At 71.4% G+C, this 12,158-nt stretch carries 9 protein-coding genes; 3 read left to right on the forward strand and 6 right to left on the reverse strand.

The genetic code is table 11. The features are described 5' to 3' along the window. Positions 1–93 precede the first annotated feature (93 nt). Positions 94–795 (reverse strand): PASTA domain-containing protein, encoded by a 702-nt coding sequence (locus ABZU91_RS20970; RefSeq protein ID WP_355242806.1) that lies wholly within the window; start codon positions 793–795, stop codon positions 94–96. Between the two features lie 122 nt (positions 796–917). Here ABZU91_RS20970 and ABZU91_RS20975 point away from each other — a divergent pair, with 122 nt between their 5' ends. Beyond that, a complete protein-coding gene (locus ABZU91_RS20975) occupies positions 918–2,453 on the forward strand; it encodes a hypothetical protein (RefSeq protein WP_355242809.1) in 1,536 nt (511 codons plus the stop codon). Between the two features lie 195 nt (positions 2,454–2,648). Here the strand turns inward: ABZU91_RS20975 and ABZU91_RS20980 are convergent, their stop codons facing one another. Next, complete coding sequence (locus ABZU91_RS20980) at positions 2,649–4,127, reverse strand: glutamate--cysteine ligase (protein ID WP_355242812.1); 1,479 nt, start codon at positions 4,125–4,127, stop codon at positions 2,649–2,651. A 284-nt stretch (positions 4,128–4,411) separates the two neighbouring features. Next, positions 4,412–4,996 (reverse strand): YceI family protein, encoded by a 585-nt coding sequence (locus ABZU91_RS20985; protein ID WP_355242815.1) that lies wholly within the window; start codon positions 4,994–4,996, stop codon positions 4,412–4,414. 100 nt (positions 4,997–5,096) lie between these two features. Between ABZU91_RS20985 and ABZU91_RS20990 the strand changes: the two genes are divergently transcribed. After that, positions 5,097–5,597 (forward strand): MarR family transcriptional regulator, encoded by a 501-nt coding sequence (locus ABZU91_RS20990; protein ID WP_355242817.1) that lies wholly within the window; start codon positions 5,097–5,099, stop codon positions 5,595–5,597. A gap of 241 nt (positions 5,598–5,838) precedes the next feature. Here the strand turns inward: ABZU91_RS20990 and ABZU91_RS20995 are convergent, their stop codons facing one another. The 3 genes from ABZU91_RS20995 to ABZU91_RS21005 form a co-directional block, all read right to left on the reverse strand. Continuing rightward, entirely contained in the window at positions 5,839–8,517 is a 2,679-nt protein-coding gene (locus ABZU91_RS20995; RefSeq protein ID WP_355242820.1) for a helix-turn-helix domain-containing protein, read from the reverse strand. Between the two features lie 143 nt (positions 8,518–8,660). Further along, positions 8,661–9,809 (reverse strand): acyl-CoA dehydrogenase family protein, encoded by a 1,149-nt coding sequence (locus ABZU91_RS21000; RefSeq protein ID WP_355242823.1) that lies wholly within the window; start codon positions 9,807–9,809, stop codon positions 8,661–8,663. Between the two features lie 65 nt (positions 9,810–9,874). After that, positions 9,875–11,407, reverse strand: coding sequence for an acyl-CoA carboxylase subunit beta (locus ABZU91_RS21005; RefSeq protein WP_355242826.1), 1,533 nt, complete (start codon positions 11,405–11,407; stop codon positions 9,875–9,877). A gap of 162 nt (positions 11,408–11,569) precedes the next feature. Here ABZU91_RS21005 and ABZU91_RS21010 point away from each other — a divergent pair, with 162 nt between their 5' ends. Beyond that, positions 11,570–12,130, forward strand: a complete 561-nt coding sequence (locus tag ABZU91_RS21010; protein WP_355242829.1) for a snapalysin family zinc-dependent metalloprotease — start codon at positions 11,570–11,572, stop codon at positions 12,128–12,130. Positions 12,131–12,158 lie beyond the last annotated feature (28 nt).

Raw genomic sequence — 12,158 nt, forward strand, 5'->3', positions numbered from 1 at the left:
CTCGACCGTCAACCTAACCGGCCACGTCGACATCGGCCGGCATCGGTGACGCGAACCGCGTGCCGCCGGCGGGTCGGGGAAGGTCGGGGTCGGTCAGGTGGTGGGCTTGGCCGTCGGCTGGCTCGGCGGAGCCGCCGCCCCACACCAGATGCTGACCTCGTCGTTCCAGCGGGCCGGACCGTCCTCGGCCGGTACCTGCTGACTGACCTTTCCGCTGCGCCCACTGCGGTAACTCGGGTAGAGCCCCGCCTCAACCAGCTCGTCCGCTGCCTTGGCGCAGTCGTCGCCGACCACGTCGGGCACCTCGGCGGCGGGCGCCGGACCGGGGATCTGCAGCTCGACGGTGGTACCCCGGGTCACCGTGGTACCCACGGCCGGCGAGGCTCTCTCCACCGTGCGCCCGATGCCGCCGCCGAAGACCAGACGCCACCCCAACCGTTGCTTGCGCAGCATCTCGCGCGCCTGCACGAAGTCGGCCCCGACCACCGGAGGTACGGTCAGCCCGGTCCCCTTCGTCGCCGAGGCGGTCGTCCGGGGAGCGGACGGAGTGGTCCGACCGGTGGTCGGCCGAGCCGAGGTGGCCTCGTCGGTCGGCGTACCGGTCGCCGTGGCGACGGCCTGCGGGTTCGTCGGAGATTCGTCGTCGTCGCCGGCCAGCAGCCAGCCACCGGTGGCGCCCACCACGGCCAGGAGCACCGCGACCAGCCCGCCACCGAGCAGCACACTGGCTCGGCTGCCACCGCCGCCGTCCCGGCCGCCGCCGGAATCCTGTCGACCCGTGTTCGCGTCCGTCATACCGCCCACCGCCTCATCACCGGCGACCGTACCGTTCGCCGCCCATCACGTTGTGCCGACGGTCCATACCGGCGGGTCACTGCGACTCGCCGCACCGACGACGGGACGTTACGCTGCCCGGCATGGCCAGACGGGGCTGGGGAGTATCGATCGCGACGGCGGTCGGGGTCGCTGCCGGCGCGGGCGCCGCGCAACTGGGCTTCGGCTACGGGCTCGGCGTCATCACCTGGACGCCGACCGAGGCCGGGGCCAACGGCACGGCCTGGGCCGACGGTCTCGCCTGGGCCACCTGGCTCGCCGCCAGCTCGACGGTGCTGGGTGCGGTCTGCGCGCAGCGACTGCACCAGCGTGCCGCACCGGCCGACCCGCCGACGACCGACGCCGCACCGACCACCATCCCCACGGTCGAGGCTGACCTGCCGCAGCCGGCGATGATCGCGCCCGAACGGCCGACCCGGACCGGGGATGCCGACGCGACGCAGGACCGGCCGGCCGTGGCCGTCGATCGGTCGGCACCGCTGACGGACGAGCGCGGCGGCCTGTTCCGGCGGCTGTCCCTGGCACTCGGCGCCGGGCTCGGCGGGCTCGTCACCGTCCTGCTGGTCGCCGTACCGGCCCGGGTCGCCGTGGGTGCCGACACCGGTGTGCCGCAGCGGGTCGCGGCCCTGCACGCGGCGCTGGGAATCCTGATCGGCGTTGTCGTCGCGCTCTGGGCGCTGCGGTCCCGTACCGTCGCGCTGAACATCACCGCGACGGCCGCCTGGCTGTGGCTGCTCGCGGTGGTCTCGGTCATCGACGGTGTACGCGTCGGACGCGGGCTGACCGGCGCCCAACTCGGCACGTGGCAGCTCGACCCGGACCACGCGCGGTACTGGATCGGGGGCCAGATCTACTGGCCCGGCGCGCTGCTGGCGCTCGTACCCGCGCTCCTGATCGGTGCCCTCACCGCCCGGGGCGCCGTGCGGTCGGGCGGGCACCGGGTGGGCGCTGCGGCCTCCGGCGCGGCCGGCCCGCTGCTCGTCGCACTCGCCTACCTGACCACCGTGCCGCGTTGGGCGACCCCGGGGCCGGCACAGTTCTCGACCCAGCTCATCGCCCCGTACGCGGTGATCGCCGGCGTCGGCGGTTCGATACTGGTCGCCCGCCTCGCCGAACGCGGCAACCGCCGACGTGCCGCCGATCGAGGCCCGACCGCCCCGGCCGACGATCCCGGCCGGGCGACGGCGACCGACTACACAGAACCGACGCCGACCGGACCGGTGGCACCACGCAAAGCGGGGTCGACGCCCGCGGCCCGCTCATCCGAACCGGTGTCGACCACTGCGGCCGGCTCCCCCGAACCGGAGTCGGCCACTCGGGCGGATTCCACCCGAGCCACGGGGCTCGGCCCGACCTCGCGCCCGACGCCTACCCGGGAGGGCGACTCGGACGGCACCCGACCGGGACGCCGCGCCCGTTCGGTGAGCGACGCCGCAGCCGGTACGGCAGCCCGACGAGGCAGGACCGCCGCGGCGCCGACCACGCCAGACACCCAGCCGGACGACACGACCACCGCCGAACCCCGCGTCCCCGCCCCACGCCCCGCCCCGGACGCCGCAGCCCCGGCCAACACCCCGACCCCCCACCGGGCCCGCCCACCCCGCCGCACCACCACCTGACCCACCCCACCGTCCCCTCCCCGCACCCACCCACCCACCCCACCCCCTCCGTCCCCCTCCGTTGCCCTCCGTCCCCCTCCGTCCCCCTCCGTTGATCATGAAGTTATTGCTGCGACACGCCGCGGCGGGTGGCAACAACTTCATGATCAACAGCGCGGGGTGGTGGGTGGGGTGGGGTGGGGGTGGGGTGGGGGGTTAGTCGACGGGCCAGGTGTGGACTGGCTCGTTGGTGCGTTGGAGTTCCGCGTAGCGCTTGACCATGTGGTGCAGGGCTGCCGGGCGGTCCAAGCCCCGCTGCCGCTCGGCCGACCAGACCGCCTCGGTCTGCCAGACGGAGCCGTTGCGGCCGGTGCGGCAGCGCTGCTCGATGATGCCGAGGAGCCGGTCCCGCTGCTCCGGGGCGACACCGAAGCCGTCCAGCCCGGTCGCGGCGACGGGCAGTAGCTGGTCCAGCACGAGCTTGGTGACCGGAACGTCACCGACCCGGGGCCAGTGCAGCACGGCGTCCAGACCACGACGGGCCGCCGAGTGGAAGTTCTCCTCGGCCGAGGAGAAGGTGAGCTGGCTCCAGATCGGTCGGTCGGCCTCCGCGAGACCACGGACCAGCCCGAAGTAGAGGGCCGCGTTGGCCAGCATGTCCACCACTGTCGGACCCGCGGGCAGCACGCGGTTCTCCACCCGGAGGTGCGGGCGGCCGTTCATGATGTCGTAGACCGGGCGGTTCCAGCGGTAGACCGTGCCGTTGTGCAGCCGCAGCTCGCTCAGCTGGGGCACCCCGCCGGCGTGCAACACCTCCACCGGATCCTCGTCCTCGCAGATCGGCAGCAGCGGTGGGAAGTACCGGACGTTCTCCTCGAACAGATCGAAGATCGAGGTGATCCAGCGTTCGCCGAACCAGACCCGGGGACGTACGCCCTGGGCCTTGAGTTCTTCCGGTCGGGTGTCGGTGGCCTGCTTGAACAGGGCGATGCGGGTCTCGGCCCACAGTTGGCGACCGTAGAGGAAGGGCGAGTTGGCCCCGACCGCCACCTGCACTCCGGCAACGGCCTGGGACGCGTTCCAGTAGTCGGCGAAGCTGTCCGGCGCGACCTGGAGGTGGAACTGGAGACTCGTGCAGGCCGCCTCGGGGGCGATCGAGTCGGTGTGCGTGCGCAACTGCTCGACACCCCGGATGTCGAGCTCGATGGCCTCGCCCCGGGCGCCGACGATCTGGTCGTTGAGCACCCGGTAGCGCTCGTTGGTGGAGAGGTTGTCCTCGACGAGGTGCCCCTCGGTGAGGGTGGGCAGGATGCCGACCAGGACGATCTTGGCGTCGGACCTGGCAGCACGTTCGTCGGCCCGGGAGAGGCTGCTGCGCAGGTCGTGTTCGTAGTCGGCGAACCCGGCACCCTCGATCAGCCGGGGCTCCGCGTTCAACTCCAGGTTGAACTGCCCCAACTCGGTCTGGAACAGCGGATCGGCGATCTCGGCGAGGATCTCCTCGTTGCGCATCGCCGGCTCGGCCGCCGAGTCGACCAGGTTGAGCTCGATCTCGAGACCGGTCATCGGCCGGTCGGCGTCGAACCCGAAGTCGTCGAGCATCAGGGCGAAGACGTCGAGGCACCGCCGGACCTTCTGCCGGTAGCGGACGCGGTCCTCCCGGGTGAAGGCGCCCTGCGAGACGTCCCTGCCCATGTGTCCTCCCGACAACCGGCGCGGTCGGGATCATGCCGTCCCGGAAAGCGCATTGTGAACCATCAACGGTAAGAGCGCTCGCCTGGCCAGGGCCAGAGGCCGACGACGGTGTCCGACGCCGGCGGAAGCGGATGCGCTCGTGGCGCCATCTCTACCCCGTCGGCATCGTGCGGGACCCCGCGTTGGCAAGAACAAGTCGTGACAATTCACACGCGCCTGGTACGGACGACGCCGGGCCCGCGCCGACGTACGGCGCGGGCCCGGCGTACCGGTGATCCGTGAGATCAGGCCTGGCGGATGCCTTCGCCCTCGATCTCGATCTTGATCTTGCGGCCGACCAGGACGCCGCCGGTCTCCAGGGCGACGTTCCAGGTCAGGCCGAACTCCTCGCGGTCGATCTCGGTGCTCGCGGAGAAGCCGAAGACGTCCTGGGCACCGAACGGGCTGCGGCCCACGCCCTCGAACTCGACCTCCAGCTCGACCGGACGGGTGACGTCCTTGATGGTCAGCTCACCGTTGAGCACGAACTCGTTGCCGTTGCGGGACTTCACGCCGGTGCTGCGGAACTCCAGGGTCGGGTACTTCTCCGCGTCCAGGAACTCGGGGCTGCGCAGGTGCGCGTCCCGGTCACCCTGGGTGGTGTCGATGCTGGCAGCCTGGATGGTCGCGACGACCGAGGACTGGAGCGGGTCCTCGGCGATCGTGATGGTGGCGGTCGCCTCGTTGAACTCACCGCGGACCTTGCTCACCATCATGTGCCGGGCGACGAATCCGACCCGCTTGTGCGCCGCGTCCAGCACATAGGTGCCGGCCGCCGGGATGGTGAGACCGTCCCAGTCGCGGGTAACCGCGTCGATGCTGCTGGTCATGACTGGTGTCCTCCAGAGGATTGTTTAGTAGCCCAACGACTGCTTGAGCAAATATAACCGCAACAACATTCCCCGTGTCAAGTACTGGTAGGATGAACGAGTGACCAACGTGTTCGACGACCCCCGGATCACCGCGGTTGGCCTCCTATACGAGGCCCACGCCGGGCTCTCGGCCCGGTTCGCCGCCCAACTCGAGGAGCACGGCCTCTCTCAGGTCGAGTTCGAGGTGATTACCCGCCTGGCCCGCTCGCCGGGCAACCAACTGCGGATGACCGACCTCGCCGCACAGACCTCCCTGTCCACGAGCGGGGTGACCCGCGTGGTGGACCGGATGGAACGCGACGGGCTACTCACCCGCCGAGCATGCCCGAACGACCGTCGCAGCTCGTACGCGGTGGTCACCACGTCCGGGATGCAGCGGCTCGACGAGACGCTGCCCGGGCATCTACGGATCATCGAGCAGTGGTTCACCGGCCAACTCGAACCCGAGGCGCTGGCGGCGCTGCTCGACGGCCTGCGACGGGTGCGGGACGCCGTCCATCCTGGCGCCACCGCCGGCAGCACCGAGCAGGAGATGGCCGACGACTGCGACCCGACCTGAGCGCTGGCCCGCACGAAGGGCGTCCGGGCGACACCGGCAGAAAGACCGGCAGAACTGACCTTGTGGACCGGACAAACCTCTTGAAGAACACCTTTCTACCCGGCAACGGTGGCAGGCTTTCGCCCACCGGGGAATCACCGGGGGGTGACGGCGCGGGCGAACAGCGAGGGGTAGCACCAAGGGGGCTCTTCGCCCGCGCCACTCTCGACCCGGAAGTCCACTGAGGGCGACAGGCGTCCACTCACCGTTCGGTGGATCCGCCCCGCGCGGCGATCAGTGCGTAGAGCAGACCGGACTCCTGCGGCAGCAGCCGGATGCCGGTGTCCTCGCAGACCCGGTCGAGACGATCGAGGACGGCCGGGTCGCCGGTGCTCGCGGCGAGGCCCACCAGCGCCTCCACCACGTCCCGCCGGTCGTGACCGGCCTCGACGGCGGCGGCGAACCACTCGGCCGCCAACTCCCGATCACCCGCGTGCAGCGCCAGGTTCCCCTCGATCAGCGCGCAGATTCCCACCTCCGGCCCGCTCCACGACAACACCGTGTCGTCCGAGCGTGGTCGCGGCAGCCCGACCCGCCCGGTCCACTGCTGCCCCGGCGCGGCGAGCGTCGCCTCGGCGGTGCCCACGCGCAGTTCGGTGAGCACCTCGGTCGCCTCCGTGACACGTCCGTCCTGGGCGAGCGCCAGGCCGACCGTGCCCAGCACGCGCCGACGATGACCCGGGTCGCCCAGCTCGAACAGCGCCGCGACCGCCCGCCGCCCCTGGTCGACGGCGTCGGCGTACCGGCCCTCGAGGCGGGACACTTCGGCACGGTTGGCCCAGGCCAGCACCCGCAGCCGCTGCTCACCGCCCTCCGCGGCGAGCCGGTCCACGGCAGCCAGCCGGCGGCGCGCCGCAGCCAGGTCGCCGACGCGGATCTCGTGCCAGGCAAGGCTGTTCTGCGCCACCGCCAGATCACGGGTACGCCCGTTGCGGGCGGCGAGCCGGAGCACCGCCTCGGCCTGTTCCCGCGCCTCGTCGTGCTCGCCGACGCTGGTCAGCAGCGCGCCGAGCACGCTTCGCGCCTCCAGCTCGCCGGTCACGTCGCCGGACTGTCGGAAGACCTCCAACGCGGCGCGCGCCGTCGGGACCTCGTCGGCCTCGGCGCCGTGTTCGGCGGCGAGCCGCGCCACGCCGAGGCTGGCCCAACCACGCAGGATCGGGTCCGCGTCGGCGGTTCGCGGGTCGGCCAGCAACCGTCGCAGCCACTGCCGCCCGGCGACGTCGCGCCCACGAAAGCGCCACCAGCGGGGTAGGCAGGCGGCGAGCCGCAGCGCGGTCAACGGGTCGTCGGAGGCCGCATGGGCCAGCGCGGTGCTGATGTCGCTGCTCACCTCGTCGAGCCGGTGTACCGCGTCGAGCATCCGGGGGCCGGCCAGTTCGGTGGCGGTCCGCGCCACGAGCCGGGCGATCACCTCCGCGTGTCGACGTCGTACGCAGGTCAGCTCACCACCACCGACGGCCTGCTCGACGGCGAAGTCACGGACCGTGTCGAGCAGACGGAACCGGAACGGCCCGGTGCCGCGGACGCTCAGCAGGCCCAGCTCGACCAGGCGGTCCAGCAGTGGGACCGGGTCGATGGCGACCGTGCCGTCCCGGTCGGCCTCGTCGGTGAGCATCTCCTCGGCCATCTCCACCGACCACCGGTTGCCGAACATGGCGAGTCGCCGCAGCGCGTCGCGCTCGTCCGCGGCGAGCAGGCGGTAGCTGGTCGCCACCGCGTCCCGCAGGGTCACCGCCACCGCCGCTCGCGTGACATCGGTGGCGTACGGACGGCGGGCGGCCACCTCCGGCCCGTCCCACCGACCCCGGGTCGGGTCGGTCGAGGTGGTCAGGTCCAGCACGCGGTCGCCGTACCTGTCGAGCAGTTCGGTGAGGTCGAGCAGCCGTCCCCGAGCGGCCATCAGCTCGATCGCCAGTGGCAGGCCGCCCAGCCGGCGGACCAGCGCGGCCAGCGCCGGTAGCTCGTCGGGGCTGGGCGGCTCCCGACGGACCTGGGCGAGCCGTGCGATGAACAGGGCGACCGCAGGCCATGAGACGAGCGTGGCCGGGCCGGAGTGCTCGGCGTCCGGCGGCGGCACCTCGAGCGGGGCGACCGGCCAGACCCGTTCGCCGGGCAGCCCGACCGGGTGCCGTCCGGTGACCAGCACCCGCAGTGACGGCAGTGCCGCGCCCAGCCGGTGCACTGTCTCGGCCACCGGGCCGGGAGCGCGTTCGACGGCGTCCATGACCAGCAGCGCCGGCCGGCCGGCGAGACGGGCGACGAGTTCCGGCAGCCGGGCGGTGCCGAGGACCGTCATCGAGGCGGCGAGCACGTCCGGCGCGTCCGAGCCCTGGCCGACCAGCACGCCGGCCACACCGCCCGGATGGGCGCGTGCCGCCGCGTGGGCCACGGCGAGTGCGAGCGCGGTCTTGCCGACACCGGCCAATCCGACGAGGCTGACCAGCCGGGGGCCGTGCTCCGCGGTCAGCATCGCGGCCAGCTCGGTGACGTCACGGTCGCGTCCGATCAGGGCGACCGGGGGCGGAAGCGCGACCGGCGCGTCGGCCCGTGTCGCGTCGGCCGTCGATGCGCCGCCGGGCGTTCCCGAGATGACATCCGACCCGGACAGCTCACCGCCGATCGCGCCGCGAGCCGTGGCCAGGAACGCCACCCGGGCGGCGCCGGCGAGCCCCAACGCCGAGGCGAGCAGATCGACGGTGGTGCGCTGCGGTCGAACCGAGCGGCCACGCTCCAGGTCCCGCACGGTCCGCACGCCGACTTCGGCACGGGACGCCAGCTCCGCCTGCGTCAGGCCGGCAGAGCGCCGGTGCGCACGGAGCAGCTCCGGCAGCCCGGTACGACCGTCCGGGCTCCGCGACCGTCCATGATCCGGAGTCATGGGCACGAAGAGTACGGTTCGCCTCCGACCATCGGCAGTCGAACGTCGTCCTGCCGACGTCCGCTCGCCGATATCCGACAGCCGAACGGTTGATCGACAATGGCCGCTCCAGTACTGCCGCGGACCCGTGTGCTCCGGTGGGGTCAGAGACCCAGATCGCGGGCGATGATCATGCGCTGCACCTCGCTGGTGCCCTCACCGATTTCAAGGATCTTGGAGTCCCGCCAGAACCGGGCGACCGGGTACTCGTTCATGAAGCCGTAGCCGCCGTGGATCTGGGTGGCCTCGCGGGCGTTGTCCACCGCGATCGTGCTCGCGTGCAGCTTCGCGATGGCGGCCTGCCGTTTGAACGGCTCGCCGGCCAGCATCCGGGCGGCGGCGTCGTAGTAGGCCAGCCGGGCGGTGTGCGCCTTCAGCTCCATGTCCGCGATCTTGAACTGGACGGCCTGGTTGTCGCCGATCGGTCGACCGAAGGCGTGCCGCTCCTTGGCGTACCTGATGGACTCGTCGACACAGCCCTGGGCGAGGCCGACGGCCAGCGCGGCGATGGCGATCCGGCCCTCGTCGAGGATCCGTAGGAACTGGGCGAACCCTCGGCCGCGCGTACCGAGCAGGTTGGCCGCCGGCACCCGACAGTCGTCGAAGGTCAGCTCGTGGGTGTCCGAGGCTGTCCACCCGACCTTGGAGTAGCCGGGGGCCACCGTGAAGCCGGGCGTACCGGTCGGCACGATGATCGTCGACAGCTCCTTGGAGCCGTCCGGGTTGGTGCCGGTCACCGCGGTGACGGTCACCATGGCCGTGATGTCGGTGCCCGAGTTGGTGATGAACGCCTTCGAACCGTTGATCACCCACTCGTCGCCGTCCAGCACGGCACGCGTCTGGGTGCCGCCGGCGTCGGAGCCGGTGCCCGGCTCGGTGAGCCCGAACCCGGCAAGCGCCTCGCCGCTGAGCAGCCGGGGCAGCCAGGTCGCCTTCTGCTCCTCGGTGCCGAAGCGGTAGATCGGCATCGCGCCCAACGACACGGCCGCCTCCAGCGTGATGGCCACGCTGGAGTCGACCCGGGCCAACTCCTCCAAAGCCAGACACAGGGCGAAGTAGTCGCCGCCCATCCCGCCGTGCTCCTCGCCGAAGGGCAGGCCGAACAGGCCCATCTTGCCCATCTGCCGGATCACCTCGTACGGGAAGGTGTGTCGCTCGTAGTGCTCGGCGATGACCGGGGCGACCACCTCGCGGGCGAAGTCCCGCACGCTCTCCCGCAGCGCCGCTTGTTCGTCGGTGAGCCGGAAGTCCATCTCATCCTCCTGGTGGGGACGGTCCGCCGGGGCGCTCGTGACGCCGGGACGGGTGGCTGTGCGGGTCAGACCGGGGTGACGCCGTGCCGGCGTCGGGAGAAGTGCCGGTCCTTCGTACGCGCCGCCGCGAACCGGCGGACCAGCTCCGTACGCAGGTCGTGGGGCTCGACGATGGCGTCCACCACCAGCTCGCTGGCGAGCCGGACGACGTCGATGTCCTGCTCGTACTCGGCCCGCTTGGCGGCCACGAAGGCGGCCCGCTCGTCCGCGTCCTCGATCGCCGCGATCTTGTTGGCGTAGACGGCGTTCACGGCGGCCTCGGCCCCCATGACCGCGATCTTCGCGGTGGGCAGCGCGATCGTCGCGTCGGGTTCGAAGCCGGGGCCGGCCATCGCGTACAGGCCCGCGCCGTACGCCTTGCGGACGACCACGCAGATCTTCGGCACGGTCGCCTCGGAGATCGCGGTGATCATCTTGGCGCCGTGCCGGATGATGCCCTGCTTCTCGACGGCGCTGCCCACCATGAAGCCGGGGACGTCGCTGAGGAAGAGCAGTGGCACGTTGAACGCGTCGCAGAGCTGCACGAACCGGGTGGCCTTGTCGGCCGAGTCGACGAAGAGCACGCCGCCCTTGAACATCGAGTTGTTGCCGATAACGCCGACGACCTGGCCGTCGAGACGACCGAAGCCGATCGTCAACTCCTTGGCCCACAGCGCCTGGATCTCAAAGAAGGAACCCTCGTCGAGCAGGCCCTTGACGTACCGTCGCATGTCGAACGCCTGCCGCTCGCTGGCCGGCACCAGCGCGGCCAGGTCGACCTTCGCGGACGCGGCGACCGCCGGCGCGGTCGGCGGCGCCTGGGTCCAGTTCGCCGGCAGGTACGACAGGTAGGTCTTCACCACGTCGAGCGCGTCGGCCTCGGTCTTGCAGAGGAAGTGACCGACACCGGATTCGGCGGTGTGCACCTTGGCCCCGCCCATCGCCTCCAGGGTGGTCTTCTCCCCGGTGACCATCTCGACCATCCGGTCGGAGCCGAGATACATGCTGGCGTTGCCGTCGACCAGCGCGACCACGTCGCAGAACGCCGGGATGTACGCCCCTCCGGCGGCGCTCGGGCCGAACAGCGCGCAGACCTGCGGGATCGAGCCCGAGGCGCGGACCTGGTTCCAGAAGATCTTGCCGGCGCCACGGCGACCGGGGAAGAGGTCGACCTGGTCGGTGATCCGCGCGCCGGCCGAGTCGACCAGGTAGACCATCGGCACGCCGGCGCCGTAGGCCCGCTCGATGATCCGGATGATCTTCTCGACGGTACGGGCGCCCCAACTGCCGGCCTTGACGGTGGAGTCGTTGGCCATCAGGCAGACCTGCCGGCCGTCGATCGTGGCGGTGCCGGTGACCACGCCGTCGGCGGGCAGGCCTTCGGCGAGCGCGTTGGCGTAGAGGCCGTCCTCGACGAAGGAACCCTCGTCGACCAGCAGCGCGACACGTTCGCGCGCGAAGAGCTTGCCCTTGGCCTCGTTGGCCGCGTGGTACTTGTCCGCGCCGCCGGACCGGGCCCGCTTGCGCAGTTGCTCCAGCGCCTCACCGTCGAGCGTCACGCCGACTCCCTCGCCCGTGTTGACCTGAACGATCGTTAGGCTATCGCATTCGCGCACCCTCCGGCGACCCACGATCGACGGACGCTCCTTTGAGCGAAACATTGAAATCTATTAATCTCTGTGGATAGGCTCCTGACACCCCCTCTTGGATAGGAGTCAGCGATGACCTCACGACTCAGTCGGCTCGCCGTCGCGTTGGTCGCGACGGCAGGTGCCACGCTCGGCGTCACGGTCGCCAACCCCGCGCCCGCGTCCGCCGCGATGACCATCTGCTACAACACCAGCCAGGCAGGCGCCTACGCCGGCACCGCCAACCAGTCCGCCTCGATCTGGAACAACGCCACCAGCAACCTGACGCTCTCCGCGAACTGCGGCTCGAACCTGCGGATCTACCAGATCACCGGCGGCGGCTCGTACGCCGTGCGGACCAGCCTCGGCAACGGCCGGGTCTACATCGACACGCAGCAGGCGGCGCAGTACAGCCCGCTTCGGATCATGACCCACGAGATCGGGCACATCCTCGGTCTGCCGGACAACTACAACGGCAACTGCGCGATCCTGATGTCCGGCGGCAGCGCCGGCACCAGCTGCACCAACCCGTACCCGAGCACCGCCGAGGCGAACCGGGTGAGCAGCCTCTTCGCCGGCACGTTCAGCGCGACCGACCGCAGCGCGGACATCTTCCGTGACAGCTGGCCGGCGGCGCTCACCACGGTGGGCTGACCGAACCCGCGCACCACGAAGGGGCCGG

This window comes from Micromonospora sp. NPDC005174 (assembly GCF_040608495.1).
Taxonomy (GTDB): domain Bacteria; phylum Actinomycetota; class Actinomycetes; order Mycobacteriales; family Micromonosporaceae; genus Micromonospora.

Bases quoted from the DNA above. Each gene is read 5' to 3' on its own strand.
- ABZU91_RS20970 (WP_355242806.1), bottom strand. From the start codon at position 795: ATGACGGACGCGAACACGGGTCGACAGGATTCCGGCGGCGGCCGGGAC.
- ABZU91_RS20975 (WP_355242809.1), top strand. From the start codon at position 918: ATGGCCAGACGGGGCTGGGGAGTATCGATCGCGACGGCGGTCGGGGTC.
- ABZU91_RS20980 (WP_355242812.1), bottom strand. From the start codon at position 4,127: ATGGGCAGGGACGTCTCGCAGGGCGCCTTCACCCGGGAGGACCGCGTC.
- ABZU91_RS20985 (WP_355242815.1), bottom strand. From the start codon at position 4,996: ATGACCAGCAGCATCGACGCGGTTACCCGCGACTGGGACGGTCTCACC.
- ABZU91_RS20995 (WP_355242820.1), bottom strand. From the start codon at position 8,517: ATGACTCCGGATCATGGACGGTCGCGGAGCCCGGACGGTCGTACCGGG.
- ABZU91_RS21000 (WP_355242823.1), bottom strand. From the start codon at position 9,809: ATGGACTTCCGGCTCACCGACGAACAAGCGGCGCTGCGGGAGAGCGTG.
- ABZU91_RS21010 (WP_355242829.1), top strand. From the start codon at position 11,570: ATGACCTCACGACTCAGTCGGCTCGCCGTCGCGTTGGTCGCGACGGCA.